The 17,850-nt window shown below is 68.8% G+C and carries 16 protein-coding genes; 5 read left to right on the top strand and 11 right to left on the bottom strand.

Translation table 11 applies throughout. The features are described 5' to 3' along the window. Positions 1–144 precede the first annotated feature (144 nt). Positions 145–567: an Ig-like domain repeat protein gene (locus tag IEY60_RS11225; protein ID WP_189026766.1), complete on the top strand. Its 423-nt coding sequence runs from the start codon at positions 145–147 to the stop codon at positions 565–567. 62 nt (positions 568–629) lie between these two features. Here IEY60_RS11225 and IEY60_RS11220 read toward each other — a convergent pair whose 3' ends face one another. Continuing rightward, positions 630–1,082, bottom strand: coding sequence for a VOC family protein (locus tag IEY60_RS11220; RefSeq protein WP_189026764.1), 453 nt, complete (start codon positions 1,080–1,082; stop codon positions 630–632). Positions 1,083–1,274: 192 nt separating this feature from the next. After that, positions 1,275–2,186, bottom strand: a complete 912-nt coding sequence (locus tag IEY60_RS11215) for a Rossmann-fold NAD(P)-binding domain-containing protein (protein ID WP_189026762.1) — start codon at positions 2,184–2,186, stop codon at positions 1,275–1,277. Positions 2,187–2,315: 129 nt separating this feature from the next. On the opposite strand from IEY60_RS11215, the gene IEY60_RS11210 reads away from it, so the two are divergent. Then, positions 2,316–3,365: a GlxA family transcriptional regulator gene (locus IEY60_RS11210; protein WP_189026760.1), complete on the top strand. Its 1,050-nt coding sequence runs from the start codon at positions 2,316–2,318 to the stop codon at positions 3,363–3,365. Here the strand turns inward: IEY60_RS11210 and IEY60_RS11205 are convergent. From IEY60_RS11205 to IEY60_RS11175, 7 genes are all read right to left on the bottom strand, one after another. Then, on the bottom strand, positions 3,247–4,371 hold the full coding sequence (locus tag IEY60_RS11205; RefSeq protein WP_189026758.1) for a hypothetical protein: 1,125 nt from the start codon (positions 4,369–4,371) through the stop codon (positions 3,247–3,249). The two genes, IEY60_RS11210 and IEY60_RS11205, sit on opposite strands and share 119 nt — an antisense overlap. Before the next feature lie 121 nt (positions 4,372–4,492). Next, positions 4,493–5,257: a sirohydrochlorin chelatase gene (locus tag IEY60_RS11200; protein ID WP_505827106.1), complete on the bottom strand. Its 765-nt coding sequence runs from the start codon at positions 5,255–5,257 to the stop codon at positions 4,493–4,495. Then, complete coding sequence (locus IEY60_RS11195) at positions 5,254–6,495, bottom strand: uroporphyrinogen-III synthase (protein ID WP_189026756.1); 1,242 nt, start codon at positions 6,493–6,495, stop codon at positions 5,254–5,256. The genes IEY60_RS11200 and IEY60_RS11195 overlap by 4 nt, the downstream gene beginning before the upstream one ends. A gap of 4 nt (positions 6,496–6,499) precedes the next feature. Continuing rightward, positions 6,500–6,901: a nitrite reductase small subunit NirD gene (gene nirD / locus IEY60_RS11190; RefSeq protein ID WP_189026754.1), complete on the bottom strand. Its 402-nt coding sequence runs from the start codon at positions 6,899–6,901 to the stop codon at positions 6,500–6,502. A 66-nt stretch (positions 6,902–6,967) separates the two neighbouring features. Then, a complete protein-coding gene (gene nirB, locus IEY60_RS11185; RefSeq protein WP_189026752.1) occupies positions 6,968–9,517 on the bottom strand; it encodes a nitrite reductase large subunit NirB in 2,550 nt (849 codons plus the stop codon). Positions 9,518–9,547: 30 nt separating this feature from the next. Then, positions 9,548–11,005, bottom strand: a complete 1,458-nt coding sequence (locus IEY60_RS11180) for a nitrate/nitrite transporter (protein WP_189026750.1) — start codon at positions 11,003–11,005, stop codon at positions 9,548–9,550. A 264-nt stretch (positions 11,006–11,269) separates the two neighbouring features. After that, positions 11,270–12,526: a CynX/NimT family MFS transporter gene (locus IEY60_RS11175; protein ID WP_189026748.1), complete on the bottom strand. Its 1,257-nt coding sequence runs from the start codon at positions 12,524–12,526 to the stop codon at positions 11,270–11,272. 65 nt (positions 12,527–12,591) lie between these two features. Between IEY60_RS11175 and IEY60_RS11170 the strand changes: the two genes are divergently transcribed. From IEY60_RS11170 to IEY60_RS11160, 3 genes are all read left to right on the top strand, one after another. Next, positions 12,592–13,263, top strand: coding sequence for a FadR/GntR family transcriptional regulator (locus IEY60_RS11170; RefSeq protein WP_189026746.1), 672 nt, complete (start codon positions 12,592–12,594; stop codon positions 13,261–13,263). Between the two features lie 207 nt (positions 13,264–13,470). Next, the gene (locus IEY60_RS11165; protein ID WP_189026744.1) at positions 13,471–14,952 is read left to right on the top strand and encodes an MFS transporter; all 1,482 of its coding nucleotides are present in this window, start codon (positions 13,471–13,473) and stop codon (positions 14,950–14,952) included. 168 nt (positions 14,953–15,120) lie between these two features. Continuing rightward, positions 15,121–15,654, top strand: coding sequence for a GNAT family N-acetyltransferase (locus tag IEY60_RS11160; protein ID WP_189026742.1), 534 nt, complete (start codon positions 15,121–15,123; stop codon positions 15,652–15,654). A 195-nt stretch (positions 15,655–15,849) separates the two neighbouring features. Here IEY60_RS11160 and IEY60_RS11155 read toward each other — a convergent pair whose 3' ends face one another. Next, positions 15,850–16,818 (bottom strand): SCO2521 family protein, encoded by a 969-nt coding sequence (locus tag IEY60_RS11155; RefSeq protein ID WP_189026740.1) that lies wholly within the window; start codon positions 16,816–16,818, stop codon positions 15,850–15,852. Between the two features lie 40 nt (positions 16,819–16,858). Further along, positions 16,859–17,848: an SCO2522 family protein gene (locus IEY60_RS11150; protein WP_189027520.1), complete on the bottom strand. Its 990-nt coding sequence runs from the start codon at positions 17,846–17,848 to the stop codon at positions 16,859–16,861. Between the last annotated feature and the right edge of the window lie 2 nt (positions 17,849–17,850).

Below are 17,850 nucleotides of genomic sequence, written 5' to 3'. Positions count from 1 at the left end.
GATGATTTCCGGCGCTACCTGCGACGAAACAGCCCGCCCTAGTTTAAAACATTGGTTTTTCTGTTTTTCGGACAGCAGGGCGATCCGGTCGATAGTGTCGCGCACACCCACAGCGGTGGGACAGCGCGAACCAGGAGAACAACCATGAAGACCAACGCACGGCGGGCCGGCTTCGGACTCTCAGCTTTCACCGCGGTCGCCGCGGCCACGGTGCTGGTGGCGCCGCAGGCCTCGGCGCTCGTCCAGGGCGTGACGGTCAGCGGCACCACCCACTACGTGGGCACCGCCTACACCGTCACCGCCGATGTCACCGAGACGTCGTTCCTGTTCAAGGTGACCTTCACCGACAACGGCACCAAGATCGGCGAGCCGGTCTCGGTCTCCGGCGGCAAGGCCACCATCACCTGGACCCCGTCGACCCCCGGCTCGCACGAGATCAAGGCCGTCCAGGAGCTGATCAGCTCCAAGACCGTCACCGTCGAGGTCAGCGCAGCGCCGACCACCCCGCCCGGCGGCGGCACCGGATCGGCCGACCTGGGCGGCCTGCTGACCGGCTCGGCGGGCTAGCGCACCGCGCCTCGACGGCCGCCGCGGACTACCGATCCGCGGCGGCCGTCGCCGTTTCCGGGTCAGGCGTGGTCGTAGGCCTGCTGCAGGGCGGCGATGTCGAGCTTGGACATCGTCCGCAGCGCGGTGCCGACGGCGACGACCCGATCCGATTCGCCACCCATCAGCTTCGGCAGCACGGCCGGGACGACCTGCCAGGAAACCCCGAACCGGTCGGTCAGCCAGCCGCAGGGGCCGGGTACGCCGCCGTCCGCGGTGAGGGCGTTCCAGAGCTCATCGATCTCGTCCTGGGTGTCCACGACGACCTGCAGCGACGCGGCATCGGTGGGCGGGTGCCCCGGTCCGCCGTTCATCAGCGTGACGACATGGCCGTCGAGATCGAGAGTGACGATAAAGGCCGAGCCGTCACCCTGGCGGGCGACCTCGACGATGCGCGAATTCGGCACCGACGCGGTGTAGAGCTGGGCCGCCGCTTCGGCGTCGGTGTCGAACCACAGGAAGGTGTTGACGGACATGATGCGCTCCTCGGGTGTTGGCGTCTGCGTGCTGTCACCCACTGGTCGGAGCCGACGACGCCGGTTCGACACATCTTCGCGATATTTTCTTCCTCCTTTTCGGAGCAGCGACGACGCCGATCGCCCGGATCCGCTCGGCGAGTTCCTCGTCATAGGCCATGGCCCCGGTGTGCGCCGGGGGGACCGACAGACTCAGCTGCCTGGAAGTACCCCGCGCAGGACGTCGTCGAGTGCGGAGGCGGTGACGCCGAAGGTGGTGCGCAGTGCGGTGTCGTCGGCGACGAATTCGCGGTGCGACATGTGCTTGGTCTCGAACAGTTCCGCCCAGAACGGGTCGTCCTCGGCCAGTGCGGTGACCTCGGCGTCGGACAGCACGGCCAGCTCGGGCTCGGGCGCACCGGCCAGTGCCGCGAGTCTGCTCGCGACCGCGCGCACGGTGGTGGTGATGACCGGCGCGTGCCAGGCGCGGCCCCACGCGCGGTCGTCGCGGGCGACGGCGACCAGGGCGGCCGCCGCGTCGTCGATGGCGGTGAACGAATGCGCCAGATCCAGTTCCTGCGGCACCTTCGCCTGCGCGCCCGCCAGGACCGCGGGCTGCACCAGCAGGGAGAAGATCGACACCGCGCCCGCGCCGAGGAACTGTCCGGCGCGCACCTCGGTGACGCGCACTCGGCCCGCCTCGTGCGCGGCCAGCGCTTCGGTCCACATCCTGGCCCTGACCGCGCCCTTGTTGCCGGTGGCCGCCAGTGGGGTCGTCTCGGTGACGACGCCGTCGACGGGTCCGTAGCCGTAGAGGTTGCCCATCATCACCAGATTCGCGCCGACGGCTTCGGTGGCCGTCAGGATCGAACCGAACAGTGGCGGAACGGTTTCCGGCCAGGTGTGGTACGGCGGCATGGCCAGGTTGAAGACGGTCGCCGCGCCGGCGGCGTGCTCGGTCATGGCGGCGGTGTCGAGGGCGTCGAGCGCGACCAGGTCGACGCCGGGATGGTCCGGGCCGAGTCCGCTGCGGCTGATCACCGTCACGTGATCACCGGACTCGGCCAGCGCCAGTGCGGTGACGGACGCGGTGCCGCCGCGACCGATCACGACCTGCTTGGTCATGCGAATTCCCTTTCCCAGCAATATGTTTCGTGCTCTACTCGGCGCTCTTGCCGGGCACACAGGCAACAATGCCGCGCGGGCGGGGGCTAGACTAGTGGCCGGAATGCCAGCTATCCCAAGGATCAGGCCATGAAGACTGTCGCCGTCGTCGCCGTGCCCCCGGTGAAGTCGTTCGACCTGGCGATGCCGGGGTCGCTGATGGAGTCGGTACTGGTCGACGGCGAACCCGCCTACCGGGTGCTCGTGTGCACCGCCGAACCCGGTGTGGTGCCCGCTAATTCGGGCGGTTTCGATGTGGTGATCCCGCACGGGCTCGACGTGCTCGAGTCGGCCGACACCGTGATCGTGCCGAGCACCGGCAGCCGGACCGGCGCCGACCCGGTGATCCTGGCCGCCCTGCGCGCGGCGGTCGAACGCGGCACGCTGGTCACCTCGATCTGCAGCGGCGCGTTCGTCCTGGCCCAGGCCGGACTGCTCGACGGGCGGACCGCGACCACGCACTGGGGACTGGCCGACGAACTGGCCCGCGCGCACCCGTCGGTCCGCGTGCGCACCGACGCGCTGTTCGTCGAGGACGGTCCGGTGACCACCTCGGCGGGCGCGGCGGCGGGAATCGACCTGTGCCTGCATCTGATTCGCCTCGACTACGGCGCCACCGTGGCCAACGAGGCGGCGCGGGCCGCCGTGGTCACCCCGGTGCGTCCCGGCGGGCAGGCCCAGTTCGTCGACACCGCGCTACCGCCCGACGACGATCTGTCGCTCTCGACCACCCGCGCCTGGGCGCTCGCCCGGCTCGATACTCCCCTGTCGCTGCGGGAACTCGCCGAACACGCCAACACCAGCGTGCGCACGCTGACCCGGCGGTTCCACGAGGAGACCGGGCTCAGCCCGCAGAAGTGGCTGCTGCATCAGCGCATCCACCGGGCCAGGGAACTGCTGGAATCGACGTCGCTGCCGATCGATCAGGTCGCCAGGCACAGCGGCATCGGGTCGGCGGAATCGTTGCGCCAGCACATGATCCGCCAGCTGGGCGTTCCGCCGAGCACCTATCGGGCGAACTTCACCACGACCCGTCGGCCCGCGGGCCGGGATACGGCTGGTAGCCCGGCGGCAGGGCAGGCGCGAAGTAGGCCTTGGACCTGGGGTTCCACAGCAGGATCACCGCGGCCAGTCCGATGACGACGCCCACCACGGTGAAGGCCAGTGACTGCAGGTCGGCCCGCGGCGCGGCGAGCGTGCTGATCACGGCGACGGCGGAGAACAACACATTGATGCCGAAGAACACCGTGCCGGTGACGCGGGCCCAGTTCTTGCCCGCCCGGCAGGCGAAGGCCAGCCACACCCACAGGCCCGCCGTCACCAGTGCGGTGAGGATCCCGCCCGCCAGACCCGCGTAGACGAGGATGTCGAGGTCGTCGCCACGGAACACCCCACCCGAGGCTTCGAGCGCGTCCGAGCGGATCTGATCGATCGTGGTCAGCATGTAGGCGGCGCTGAGCACCGTGACCACCGCACCGGTCAGCATCACGTAGAACGCCATCAGCACGTTCTGCGGCACCGGCCGAGGACGAGCCTCGGCTCCGGGCGCCACCGGATAGGGGCTGCCGAGTGGGTTGGCGTGGGCACCCGGATAACCGCCTGCCTGCGGATACGGCGGCGCCGCACCAGCTGGACCGGGCATCGCCTGCGGTGCCGCGGCGCTCGGATGCGGCGGCTGTGGCACCGCCGGACTCGGGTACGGAGCCCCCGCCGCACCCGGGTAGGGCGGCTGCGGCGCGACCGGACTCGGGTACGGCGCCCCGGCCGTGTTCGGGTACGGCGGCTGCGGCGTCGCCGGAGCCGGGTACGGAGCCCCGGCCGCGTTCGGATACGGCGCAGGCCCCCCGGCGGCATGCGGATACGGCGGCTGCGGCACTGCCGGAGCCGGGTACGGAGCCCCGGCCGCGTTCGGATACGGCGCAGGCCCCCCGGCGGCATGCGGATACGGCGGCTGCGGCACCGCCGGAGCCGGGTACGGAGCCCCGGCCGCGTTCGGATACGGCGCAGGCCCCCCGGCGGCATGCGGATACGGCGGTTGCGGCACCGCCGGACTCGGGCTGGACGGTGGCTGGGGAACCGCGTCGGGATACGACGTCAGCTCATCCTGCTGCCGCGGGATCTCGTGATCTGCGGACGAATCTGGCACGGTGCCTGCCCCCTCCATGTGAAGTCGGGCCAACTCTAGTCGCCGGGACCGAAACCGACCGGTCGACTATCGGAGCGTGCACCGGCCGGATCCGGACCGCCGCGCGAGATGACGTGCGAGCTCAGCGCACCTCGGCGCGCACCAGTTCCTGTGCGGCCGTGCGGTATCGGTCGGCGATCAACCGGACCACCGCGGGATGCACACCGATCGGCTCGGCGACACCGTCGGCGCCCGCGTCGTGCAGACGCTGGTGGAACAGGCCGTGCGCGAGCAGGTACGAGGCGATGAAGACGCGTCCAGAACCCGATTCCCGCAGGGACGCAACGACTTCGGGAACCCGTGGGGTACCGGTCGCGACATAGGCGATGCGCACCGGCGCACCGAGCTGTTCGGCCAGCATGCCCGCCGCCCGGCGCACGTCCTGGCGTGCCCGCGCGTCGGAGGAACCCGCGGCGGCGAAGACCACCGCGTCGCCGGGACGCCAGCCCGCGGCGCGCAACCGCACCGCCATGATCCTGGTCAGCGCCGGATCCGGCCCCATGGCCGCGGTGACCGCGACCGAGGGATGGCCGCTCTCGGCGACCTCACGCGGCACATCCTGATAGACGTGGTAGCCCGAGGCGAGGAACGCGGGCACGACAACGGCGGGCCCGTCGAGATCGCGCAGCACCTCCGACGGCGACGGGCCGAGCACGTCGACGAAGGCGGTGCGCAGGGCCGTATTCGGCGCTGCCCCTTGCGATTCGGTGCCGGGCTCGGACACCGTGGCGCCGAGCTCGGCGGCCACCGCGTCGGCGAGCGCGGCGATCATCTCCACGCCACGCGCGCTGCGGGTGCCGTGCGCGACGAGCACCAGAGCCGGATCACCCGGCCGCGCGGTACTCACCACACCCCGATCGGTTGCGCGGGGCGCGGCGACCGGGCGGGCGTGCCGATGCCCGCCTGATGCGGCGGCTGCACCGGCGGACGGGACGGAGTGTCGGCGCAGTCGGCGGCGTCGAGCGCGAGCCGGTAGCCACGCTTGACCACGGTCTGGATCGCCTTGGGCGTGCCGAGGCCCGCCCGCAGTCGGGCGATCGCGGTCTCCACCGCGTGGGTGTCGTCACCGCCGCCGGGCAGCGCCGACAGCAGGTCCTCGCGGGAGACGACCCGGCCGGGCTGACGGGCCAGCGACCGCATCAACGCCATCGGCGCGGGCGCCAGCTGACGCACCTCACCGTCGACGACGACACAGCCACCACGCACGCTGATCAGATGACCGGCGGCGTAGATCCGGCTCGCCCGGCGCGGCAGTTCCTCGGCAACATGGCGGGCCAGCGCACCGAGGCGCGCACGGCCGGGCATGGTGGTCGGCACGCCGAGTTCTTCCAGCGGCGCCGCGGTGATCGGGCCGACGCAGGCCGCGAGCACCCGCCCGCGCAGTGCGTGCAGCACCGACTCGAGCAGGCCGGTCTCTTTGGCGCGCATCAGCAGCGAGGCCACCGCGGGAGCGCTGGTGAAGGTGACGCAGTCGAGGCTGCCGGAGATGATCGACTCGATCATGGCGTCCATCGGGCCGCGATCGGCGGGCGGCTCCCAGCGGTACACCGGCACCGGGACCACGTCGGCGCCCGCGCAGCGCAGCACCTCGCAGAAGTCGGGAACCGGCTCCCACTCGGTGGTCGCGCCGTGCAGCTGCACCGCGATCCGCACGCCTTCGACGCCCTCGGCGAGCAGGTGATCGAGCACCTCGGCCGAGGACTCCGAAGCAGGCGACCATTCTTCGCGCAGTTCGGCGGCGCGAATCGCGCCCTTGGCCTTGGGGCCGCGGGCCAGCATCCGGGTGGAGGCCAGCGTGTCACGCAGCACCTCGGCCAGACCCCAGCCCTCGGCCGCTTCCATCCAGCCGCGGAAACCGATGCCGGTGGTGGCGACGGTGATCTGCGGCGGATCGGCGATCAGCAGCTCGGTGACGCGTTCGAGCTCGGTGTCGTCGGCCAGCGGGATGATGCGGATGGCGGGGGCGGACACCACGGTCGCGCCCTTGCGGGTGAGCAGGGTGCCGAATTCCTCGGCGCGGCGGGCGGCGGTGACGCCGATGGTGAAGCCGGCAAGGCAGGGGCCACTGTCGGTGGGAGCAGTCATGAAATCAGCCGTCCGAGGATTCGAGGGCCGCGACCTGCACCGGCTCGTTGGATACCGCGACGACGCCACCGTCGAGTTGTACGGCGTAGACCGGAATGGACTTCGTCTCGTCGTCCAGACAACGACCGTCGATCAAGGAGAAGGCCTGCTTGAGCAGCGGCGACGCGACGACGGGGACACCGCCGCGGTCACCGACGATGCCGCGCGACATCACCGCGGCCCTGCCGAACGGATCGATGTTGCCGACGGCGGCGAGCGTGCCGTCCGTGAGCAGGAACAGAGCGGCCTGCCGGCCACCCGCGAGCAGGACAGCAACGCCGCGGCCCGGGATCAGGAAGTCGAGTCGGCACGCCTGGGTCCAGGTCGCCGTCTCCGTGGTGATGGTGGGTGTGTCGATAACGGTCATCGTCGGTTCCTCCTCCGAACGCCTTACCTATTGGTACAGGCGCCCTGTTTCCGCAGGGTTAAGCGCTTATTTCCCGGCTGCTGCTGTGTTCGAGGCAACACCCACCGGCATGCCCGGCAGGCCGAGAAGCACTGGAACCTTGCGCTCGCCGCTGTCGTCGAACGAAATGGTCGGGTCGGCTTCGTCAGGGGCATTGACGAAGGAGACGAAGCGCGAGAGCTTGTTCTCGTCTTCGAGGACCGCGGCCCACTCGTCTTTGTAGCCCTCGACGTGCTTGGCCATGGCGGCCTCGAGGTCGGCGGCGATGCCGAGGCTGTCCTCGCAGACGACGGCCTTGAGGTAGTCCATGCCACCCTCGAGCGCTTCCTGCCACGGCGCGGTGCGCTGCAGGCGGTCGGCGGTGCGGATGTAGAACATCAGGTAGCGGTCGATGTACTTGATCAGCGTCTCGTCGTCCAGGTCGCCGGCCAGCAGCACCGCGTGCTTGGGGGTCAGACCACCGTTGCCGCCGACGTAGAGGTTCCAGCCGTTCTCGGTGGCGATCACGCCGACGTCCTTGCCGCGAGCCTCGGCGCACTCACGCGCGCAACCCGACACGGCCAGCTTGAGCTTGTGCGGCGAACGCAGGCCGCGGTAGCGCTTCTCCAGCAGCACGGCCATACCGACCGAGTCCTGCTGGCCGTAGCGGCACCAGGTGGAACCGACGCAGCTCTTCACGGTGCGCAGCGACTTGCCGTACGCGTGGCCCGACTCCATGCCCGCGTCGACCAGGCGCTTCCAGATCAGCGGCAGCTGCTCCACGGTGGCGCCGAACAGGTCGATGCGCTGGCCACCGGTGACCTTGACGTAGAGGTCGAACTCCTTGGCGACCTCACCGATGACGATCAGCTGCTCGGCGGTGACCTCACCACCGGGCATCCGCGGCACCACCGAGTAGGTGCCGTTCTTCTGCATGTTGGCCAGGAAGTGGTCGTTGGTGTCCTGCAGCGCCGCCTGCTCGCCGTCGAGGATGTGGTCGCTCGAGGTCGAGGCCAGGATCGAGGCGACGGTCGGCTTGCAGATATCGCAGCCGGTGCCCTTGCCGTGCTTGGCGATCAGCTCGGAGAAGGTGCGGATGCCGGTCACGGCGACGATGTCGAACAGCTCGGCGCGCGACTGCGAGAAGTGCTCGCACAGCGCCTTCGACAGCGCGACACCGGACTGCTCGAGCAGCTTCTTGATCATCGGCACACAGCCACCACAGGACGTGCCCGCGTTGGTGCAGCTCTTGACGGCCGGGATGTCGCAGGCGCCCTCGGCGATCGCGCCGCAGATGTCACCCTTGCTGACGTTGTTGCAGGAGCAGATCTGCGCGTCGTCGGGCAGCGCGTCGGCGCCGAGTTCGGCGCCGGCCGGGGAGATCAGCGCGGCGGCGTCGGCGGGCAGCGGGCGACCGACCAGCGGGCGCAGGGCCGCGTACTGGCTGGCGTCACCGACCAGGATGCCGCCGAGCAGGGTCTGCGCGTCGTCGGAGACGACCAGCTTGGCGTAGGTGCCCTTGGCCGCGTCGTGCAGCACGACCTCGAGCGCGCCCTCGGTGGTGCCGTGCGCGTCACCGAAGGAGGCGACGTCGACGCCCATGAGCTTGAGCTTGGTCGACATGTCGGCGCCGGGGAACTCGCCGGCGCCGCCGAGCAGCCGGTCGGCGACGATCTCGGCGGTGGTGTAGCCGGGGGCGACCAGGCCGTAGCAGACGCCCTCGATCGCGGCGCACTCACCGATGGCGTAGACGCTCGGGTCCGAGGTCTGCAGGGCGAGGTCGGTCAGGATGCCGCCGCGGGCGCCGATCTCGAGGCCCGCGGCCTTGGCCAGGGCGTCGTGTGGGCGGATACCGGCCGAGAACACCACCAGCGAGGCGTGGATCTCGGACTCGTCCGACAGGTGCAGGGTGACGTTGTTCGCCCCCTCTTCCTCGATCGAGACGATCTTGGCGGTGCCGACGCCGGTGTGCACGTTGAGGCCGATGTCGGTGACCAGCTTCTCCAGGATCGCGCCACCACCGGCGTCGACCTGGGCGGGCATCAGGCGGTCGTTGTACTCGATGACGTGCGGAGTCATGCCCATCAGCCGCAGCGCGTTGGCGGCCTCCAGGCCGAGCAGACCACCACCGACGACGACGCCGTGCGCGCCGGGACCGGCGGCTTCGGCGGCGGCGCGGATGCCGTCGAGGTCGTCGATGGTGCGGTAGACGAAGCACTCGGGCAGATCGTGGCCGGGCACCGGCGGGACGAACGGGTAGGAACCGGTCGCCATGACCAGCGCGTCGTAGGCGATGACGTCGCCGTTGGAGCTGGTGACGGTCTTGGCCGCAGTGTCGATGGCCTCGCCGCGCTGGCCCAGCCGCAGCTCGACCAGGGCGTCGCCGTCGTAGGTGTTACCCGGCAGCGCCAGCTCCTCGGCCTTCCAGCTGCCGACGTAGTAGGACAGGCCGACGCGGTCGTAGGCGGGCAGCTTCTCCTCGGAGAGGATGACGATCTGCCATTCGCCTGCCTCGTCGCGAGAGCGCAGGGCCTCGACGAAGCGGTGACCGACCATGCCGTGGCCGACCACGACCACTGTCTTGCGAGTGCTGTTCATGAGAGTGACCTCCTTGGTAGTGGTCGGTAGTCAGCGAGCCGACGTATTGGCCGACGAAGCGTTGGTTTCGGCCTCGAGGACCAGGGACTCGGCCTCGACCACGACATCGGAGTCGGTAGGCACGGACAGGCGGGGACGGCGCAGGAACACCGTCCAGGTGACGGCCGCGCAGATCACGTAGAAGGCGAGGAACACCCAGAACGCGGTGGTGGCCGAGGCGGTGGAGGAGTAGGACGAGCGCAGCACCATGTTGATGCCGACGCCGCCCAGCGCGCCGATCGCGCCGACGAAGCCGATCAGGGCGCCGGAGGTGTTCTGCGACCAGGCGGCCTGCTCGGTGCGCGAGAGCGGCAGGCTCTTGGACTTGGCCTCGAACACCGACGGGATGATCTTGGTGACGGCGCCGTTGCCGAAACCGGAGAGCACGAACAGGGCGATGAAGCCGATGACCAGGAAGGTCATGGTGGCGCCGGAGGCGACGCCGTTGTTGCGGTCGGCCATGGTCGAGGCGGAGATCACGATCAGCGCGGCGGCCATCATGGCGCCGAAGGTGCCGAGCGCGACCTTGCTGCCGCCGATCCGGTCGGCCATCTTGCCGCCGTAGGGCCGCGACAGCGAACCCAGCAGCGGGCCGATGAAGGCGATCGAGGCGGCGTGCACGGCGGCCTGGGCGGCGGTGTCGCCACCGGCCTTGAAGCTGATCTGCAGGATCTGGCCGAAGGCGAAGCTGTAGCCGATGAACGAACCGAAGGTGCCGATGTAGAGGAAGGCGATCGCCCAGGACTGCGGCACCTGCAGGGCCTTGCCCATGTAGGACAGGTCGGCCTTCTGGTTGGTCAGGTTGTCCATGTACAGCGCGGCACCGACGGCGGTGATGCCGACGAGGACCAGGTAGATCGCGCAGATGAGGTAGGCGTAGTCGCCACCGAGGGTAACCAGCACCAGCAGGCCGAGCAGCTGGATGACCGGGACGCCGATGTTGCCGCCACCGGCGTTCATGCCCAGCGCCCAGCCCTTGAGCCGCTGCGGGTAGAAGGCGTTGATGTTGGTCATCGAGGAGGCGAAGTTGCCACCGCCGACGCCGGCGAACGCGGCCACGATCAGGAAGGTCGTGTACGAGGTGCCCGGCTGGTTGACGAAGTACAGCGTCAGCATCAGCGGGACGAGCAGCAGGAACGCGCTGAAGATCGTCCAGTTGCGGCCGCCGAAGCGGGCGGTGGCCACGGTGTAGGGGATCCGCAGGAAGGCGCCGACCAGCGTCGGCAGGGCGACCAGGAAGAACTTGCCCGCCGGGTCGATGCCGAACTTGTCGGCGGGCATGAACAGCACCATCACCGACCAGATCGACCACACCGAGAAGCCGATGTGCTCGGCGATGACCGACCAGATCAGGTTGCGCTTGGCAACGTCCTTGCCGCCGGCCTCCCAGGCCGCGACATCTTCGGCATCCCAGTGCTCGATGTCGTGGTTACGCTTCAGCGTGCTCAAGTTGGGCCTCCCAAAAGTGCGATGGCCCAACGGTAGGAAATGGGTATTGCCGAAATGCTGCGGGAAATTGCGCCCGAATCAACGGTTTCTCACCGAGGCCCGGTCAGGAAGGTGAGATCGGAGTCTTTGTTTCCGGCATGTGACGTAACGATTTCCGCAGGTAAGGAAGCGGCATGAATTCGTCAGAAACCCCCGTGAGGGTGTGACCTACACAGCATTACTCGTGACGCACACCCGCGCAACTCGAACGGTGAGATTTCGCGATCAATTCCAGGTGTCTTCGAGCATGCGCGGCTTGCAGGCCTGCCAGGCGCCCGCGAGCAGCACGCCCAGCGCGACGAGGAGCATCGCGAACGGCGCCAGCCAGCCGCCGGTCCAGGTGTGCAGCATGCCGAACAGCAACGGGCCGACGCAGGCGACGGCGTAACCGACACCCTGGGTGAACCCGGACAGCGCGGCCGAGCCATGCGGGGTGCGGGTGCGCAGGTTGATCAGGGTCAGCGCCATCGGGAAGGTGCTCGGGCCGAGGCCGAGCAGCACCACCCACAGCACCGGGGCGCCCATGGGCGCGAGCAGCAGGCCGGTGAAGGCGACGACGAACAGCACCATGCAGCCGACGACGACGGGGAACGGATTGCGCATCCGCGAGACCACGGTGGGCGCGCCGAGCGCGGGAATCAGGCCCATCAGCGCGAACAGGCCGACCATGCTGCCGCCGAAACCGGCGCTCGCGCCCGCGTCGGACAGGATCTTGGGCAGCCAGGCGAACATCGCGTAGGTGGTCAGCGAGGTCATGCCGAACATCGCGGCCATCCCCCAGGCCACCGGCGAACGCCAGACTTTGCCTGCGGCCGTTGACGATTCGGCGGGCAGCGCGGTGACGTCGACCCGGTCGCGACCCTTGCGGTCACGCAGGACGAACAGCCACGGCACCGCGGCGGCGAAGCCGACCAGCGCCCACACGCCCATCGAGATCCGCCACCCGTGATCTTCCGCCAGCGGCACCGCGACGAACGCGGGGACGACGGTGCTCAGCTGCACCATCACGATGTAGAGGGAGCTGATCGCGGCCAGCTGATCGGCGAAATACCGCTTCACCAGCGGCGGAATCACCACATTGCCGATACCCATCCCGAGCAGCACCACGCCGGAGAAGGCCAGCAGCTCGCCGGTGCCCGCGGAGAACACGCGGGTGAGCGAGCCCGTCCCGGCCAGCAGCATCGCGATGAGCACCGTGCGCTCCAACCCGAACCGGCGCACCAGCAGCGGCGTCACCAGCCCGGCGATGGCGAACATCGCGGTCGGCAGCATGCCGAACACGCCGACGATCGCGGTCCCGTACCCGATATCGGCGCCGATCTCCTCCGCCAGCGGACTGAACGCGGTGACCGCGGCCCGCAACGTCAGCGCCGACATGACAATGGCCGCCAGCACGAGCAGGCGGCCTTCGATCAGCGCGCGGGTACGACTACGCGTACCGGAGTCGGACAGAGTTGGGGTCTCGGGGAGGGTCGCGGTCACGTCGAAATCATAGGATGACCCCATGATCGGTGCAATGATATGTGAGCAGCGGTACCCTTGCTGACGTGCAACCCGTCCGGCGAACCAGCCTCATCGCCCAGGTCACCGAGCAGCTTCGGGCCGAAATCCGTTCCGGCCGTTGGCCGGTCGGTCAACGGATCCCGACCGAACCGGAGCTCACCGAGCTCACCGGGACCGGGCGCAACACCGTCCGCGAAGGCGTCCAAGCCCTCGTGCACGCGGGCATGCTCGAACGCAGACAGGGCTCGGGCACCTATGTGATCGCCACCTCCGAGGTCGGCGGCACCCTGGGCAAGTTCTTCGCCGACGCCGAGGAACGCGACATCCTCGAACTCCGGCAGGCGCTCGACACCACCGCCGCGGGCCTGGCCGCCCGCCGCCGCGACGACGCCGACATCGCCACGCTGCGCCGGCTGCTCGCCGAGCGAAGCAACCGCAACTGGACCGAACCCGACCCGGTCGCCATCGCCGCCGACGTGGAACTGCACCGTGCGATCGTCGTCGCCAGCCACAACGCGGTATACCTGGAGTTCTACGATTCGCTGCTGCCGGTCATCGAACAGGTGATCCACGCGCGAACCGCCCGATCCGACGACGCCTACGACACCGAGCACGCCGAACTCGTGCAGGCCGTGATCGACGGTGACGCCGACAAGGCGATGCAGGCGACCCGCTGTTTCCTCGGCTCGCTCATCGCCGAGTACCCGGATCGCTGAGAAGGCGAACCGGCGGCTCTTCTACATCCAGGTTTCCAGCCGGTCACCGGTACGCGTTTTCGACAGTGAGCGTGAGTTGCCGGGAACGTCACCTGAGGCCATTGTCACGCAACAACCGGCTTCTACCTTTATCTCGACCCCGCAAGAAGCGCATCGAACGCCACGAAATCCGGTGCGCTTCTATCGAGCCCGATCGAGAGGAAGCCGATGACCGCAATCGCCGCCACCGGCCAGGAGACGGAATCCCCGTCCTTCGAATATCAGAAGAAGGGCCGCTGGCTGACCCAGTGGGAGCCCGACAACCCGAAGTTCTGGGAATCGGGCGGTGAGAAGACCGCCAAGAAGAACCTGTGGTTCTCCGTGTTCGCCGAGAACCTCGGCTTCAGCGTCTGGGTCCTGTGGGGCTCCATCGTCACCGCTATGGGCGCCGCCGGCTTCACGTTCCTCGAGGGCCTCGGGAAGGGGAACCCGACCGCGGTGGCCAATGCGCTGCTGCTGACCTCGGTCCCCACGCTGGTCGGCGCGACCCTCCGTATCCCGTATACGTTCGCGGTTCCCCGCTTCGGCGGCCGCGCCTTCACCGTGTTCAGCGCGTTGATGCTGCTGGCCCCGACACTGGGCCTGGCCTTCTTCGTGAACCAGCCTGGAACGCCCATGTGGGTCTTCGTCCTGCTGGCCGCCATGGCGGGCGTCGGCGGCGGCAACTTCTCGTCCTCGATGGCGAACATCTCGTTCTTCTTCCCCGAAGGCAAGAAGGGCGCCGCGCTGGGCATCAACGCCGCGGGCGGTAACCTTGGTGTCGCCCAGACGCAGCTCGCCGCGCCGCTGCTGATCACGCTCGGTACGCATCTGCTGGCCAAGGACGCCGCGGGCTACCGCTTCGGCATCACGCTCGCGGTGCTGGTGTGGGTGCCGTTCATCCTCGTCGCCGCGTTCGGCGCGCTGCGGTACATGGACTCGATCGTCTCCGCCAAGGCCGACGGGAAGTCCTACAAGCTCGCGCTGACCAACCCGCATACCTGGATCATGTCGTTTCTCTACATCGGCACCTTCGGTTCGTTCATCGGGTTCTCGTTCGCCTTCCCCACGCTGATCAAGGCCAACTTCCCGCACCTGACCCAGATCAGCTGGATCACAATGGTCGGCAACCTGGCCTTCCTCGGCGCGTTCGTCGGATCGTTCAGCCGGCCGGTGGGCGGCTGGATCGCCGACAAGGTCGGTGGCGCTCGCATCACCGTCTTCGTCTTCACCGGCATGTCGGTCGCGGTCTGCCTGATCATGGCCGCGCTGTCGATGAAGAGCTTCCCGCTGTACCTCACCGCGTTCCTGCTGCTGTTCGTGCTGACCGGCATCGGTAACGGGTCCACCTACCGGATGATTCCCTCGATCTTCGGCGCCACGGCCAAGAAGTACGCCTCGGAGCACGGCCTCGACATCCTCGAGACGCAGGCAACGGCTCGCCGCCAGGCCGGCGCGGCGATCGGCGTGATCGGAGCGGTCGGAGCGTTCGGTGGATTCGTCCTGCAACAGGCGCTGCGTCTGTCCAATATCAACTTCGGATCGATGGCCCCCGCTTTCTGGGGATACGCGGTCGCGTTCATCGTGATGGCCGCCGTCACCTGGTGGTGCTACCTGCGCTCATCGTTCGCGATCGAGAAGGTTCCCTCCCTGGCCTACGCCAACGTGTAGTCGTTCCCTTCGACTCACCCCGACCCGAAAGCCACGTTCGGCTCCCCTCACCGAACGTGGCTTCCGGCTGTGTGCCAACACTTTTCGGCCCTGGTTATGGCCGCGATCACCGATCTGCGCTTACCCTGGAGCTCAGACTTGCACCGGGGCGGCGAGAGGTGAGCGGTCTTGAACATCTCGAACGAGCAGGCAGAGCTACGATTCCGATCCGCCACCGTCGACGATCTGGCCGCCATCGCCGAGCTCGAATCGCACGAATTCATGCCGCTGGCCTACCCCTATTTCGCGTTGCGGCAATTGTTCGATATTCACGGCTCGCACTGGGTGGTCGCCGATCTGGCCGGCTCGATTTGCGGGTATGCGTTGGTGGCCGTCCGCGGGCGTTCGGCGTGGCTGATCGGACTGGCCGTGTCCGCGGGGCATCAGGGCCGCGGGCTCGGGCAGTCGCTGCTCGACCGCGCCGTGGCCCGCTGCCGGTCGTCCCAGGTCGAGGCCATCTTCATCACCGTGCGCCCGTCGAACGTACCGGCGACGAATCTGTACAAGGAATCCGGCTTCACCTGGCTGGACCACGAGGAGCAGTACTTCGGCGCCGGTGAGCCGCGAGACCTGCTGGTACACCGCATCACTCAGGAGTGGGCGGCGGCCGACCCGACCGATCGACGGTGGTACAAAGACCGCGGACCGGCTGACGAAGGATGACCGAGCACGCCGAACACGACCGGCTCGGCGATTTCGTCGCCTCCAAGACCACCCTGATCCGCAGGCACGCCGGTGCTTTCGCCGACGTGGTCGCCGACTTCCAGCGCGCCCCCGGCCCCGCCACCGAATACACGCTGCTCGACGAACTCGATCATCGTGTGGAACAGTTTCTGGCCGAATATGTTCCGGCTGTGATCACCAGCGCGCCTGGCTGCGGGTCAGCGCGCTCAGTGTCGCCACCGCGACCCGGTCGCGCAGCTGCCCGATCCGCGCATTCCACTGCACGGTGAACCCGGGATCGATTTCCAGACTCGTCCACAACCCGCGCAGCGGCGGCGGGGTGAACGCACCGGGCAGCCACAGGTGCGCGAGGTGTTCGAGCAGCGGGGTGAGCACCTGCGCGGGCGAACTGCGCGACAGCTCGGCCATCTCCGCCTCGTCGATCACCTCGGTGAGCACCGTGAGCAGCCAGTCGTGCATCGCCAGGTCCTCGCAGAAGCGTTGCACCGCAGCAAGTTCCGTCTCGTCCCCGACAACGACCGAGGCGAGCCGGGTCTCGTCGTCGAACAGCACGAACGACATGCTCGGTGTCGCACCACGTTCCACCCGCGCGGCCCAGCGGAACCGGGATGCGCTGGCCTGGATCGGCGGCTTCTGATTCAGCATGGGATCGGTGCGTACCCGCATGTGCAGCCGGGCCGCGATGGCGCCGGGGTCGAGCGTCGCCACGGCCGGGTCGCCGGGGCCGAGGAAGCCGTCGACGAGCTGACTGCCGATGTCGGCGGGTATCCGGGTGAGGATCTCGACGATGCCGATCCGGCCCAGATAGTGTCCCCAGCTGCGGCGATGGGTGCCCTCCCCGGCCGACACGGTCGCCATGGCCGAGCTCTGCAGGATCCGGCCACCGGTGACGACGGCGTGCGCGGCGACGGTGCCGACCGCGCGCACCCGGCCACGGGTCGGGGTCGCCAGCCTGCAGTCGACGCCTTCGGCGATGATCGGGGACTGCGCCCAGCTGACCGGCCGCTCCCGCGATTGCACACGCCTGCCGCGAACCAGAGTCAGCAATTCCGCCGCCGACCCGCGGCTCAGTGCCGCGGACTCCGGCAGCAGGCCGGTGCGCACTTCACCCAGCAGTGCCAGCGGTCCACCGCCGAGTTGCATTGCTGCAGCGTGTCCCGGATGCGCAGGTGCGGGCATCGGATCAGACCGTGCTGAAGAAGAAATGTGAGAGCCGGTCGGTGAGGTCGTCGGTCATCGCGATTCCCTGCTCGCACGCCCGGCGGGTGATCAGGCCGACGACCGCGGGGTCCGGTTCCACATGTTCGAGAATCATCCGCACCGCGTTCTCGATCTCCAGATAGCGCTGTGGCAGCAACGACACCGACCGGAACGCGGCGAACGGCGCCGCCCGTTCCTGCAACCGGATCACGCTCGGCAAATCCGCCCAGCGCGCGGGCCATTCGCGGTCGGGCGCCCAGTATTCCGCGTCGACGATTGCCTTACCCTCGTAGCGCAGCATGCCGAGGCGCAGCAATTGCCACACCGCCGCCAGGAACGGGCACGACCAGAGCACCTCCTGGCCCGCGCCGCGGTCCCGCCACATCTCGACGTCGAGGAAGATGGAGTGATCGCGCGCGCCGAACTCGACCGGTGGTCGGTAGTTGACTTCCATCGCCTGTCCCGGCTCGTGATCGCTGGACCGCTCGCCGTTGCACAGCCAGCCGGATTCCGCGGTCGGTGGCCTCCGTCCCGTGCTGCCCGGCCCCGGCTCGGCGACAATCGAGTCGGCCACCATCTGCGCCAGCGGAATCCGCGACTCGTCGTGCCGGCGGCGCAGGTATTTGTTGCAGCCGGCCTCGCTGCCCAGGTAGTCGATCCGCACACCGCACTCGGCCGCGATGCGCAGGAGTTCGGGCAAGATCACCCGGGGATCGGTATCGGTGTGTGAATAGTCGTCGAGCAAGAAGCAAGTACTCACCCGCACCCGGGACGCACCACCCGCAGCCGCCGCGAACTCTCGTCTGGCGAGTTCGGTGAAAGATTCGCACAGGAGCGCGATCCGCCGGAATTGGGCGGCGATCGAATCTTCCGCCCGAAGGTCGGACAGGAAGAAATGCCCGACTTCGATGGACACGTGAGCCAGCGCAATGTCTTCGACACGAGCGGACATCGTGTTCTCCCGGTACCCCATCC

Origin of the sequence: Nocardia rhizosphaerihabitans (genome assembly GCF_014646295.1) — a bacterium.
Classification (GTDB): domain Bacteria; phylum Actinomycetota; class Actinomycetes; order Mycobacteriales; family Mycobacteriaceae; genus Nocardia; species Nocardia rhizosphaerihabitans.
This window is presented reverse-complemented; position numbering and strand designations above follow the sequence as displayed.

Bases quoted from the DNA above. Each gene is read 5' to 3' on its own strand.
- IEY60_RS11225 (WP_189026766.1), top strand. From the start codon at position 145: ATGAAGACCAACGCACGGCGGGCCGGCTTCGGACTCTCAGCTTTCACC.
- IEY60_RS11220 (WP_189026764.1), bottom strand. From the start codon at position 1,082: ATGTCCGTCAACACCTTCCTGTGGTTCGACACCGACGCCGAAGCGGCG.
- IEY60_RS11215 (WP_189026762.1), bottom strand. From the start codon at position 2,186: ATGACCAAGCAGGTCGTGATCGGTCGCGGCGGCACCGCGTCCGTCACC.
- IEY60_RS11210 (WP_189026760.1), top strand. From the start codon at position 2,316: ATGAAGACTGTCGCCGTCGTCGCCGTGCCCCCGGTGAAGTCGTTCGAC.
- IEY60_RS11195 (WP_189026756.1), bottom strand. From the start codon at position 6,495: ATGACTGCTCCCACCGACAGTGGCCCCTGCCTTGCCGGCTTCACCATC.
- nirD (WP_189026754.1), bottom strand. From the start codon at position 6,901: ATGACCGTTATCGACACACCCACCATCACCACGGAGACGGCGACCTGG.
- nirB (WP_189026752.1), bottom strand. From the start codon at position 9,517: ATGAACAGCACTCGCAAGACAGTGGTCGTGGTCGGCCACGGCATGGTC.
- IEY60_RS11165 (WP_189026744.1), top strand. From the start codon at position 13,471: ATGACCGCAATCGCCGCCACCGGCCAGGAGACGGAATCCCCGTCCTTC.
- IEY60_RS11155 (WP_189026740.1), bottom strand. From the start codon at position 16,818: ATGCAACTCGGCGGTGGACCGCTGGCACTGCTGGGTGAAGTGCGCACC.
- IEY60_RS11150 (WP_189027520.1), bottom strand. From the start codon at position 17,848: ATGGGGTACCGGGAGAACACGATGTCCGCTCGTGTCGAAGACATTGCG.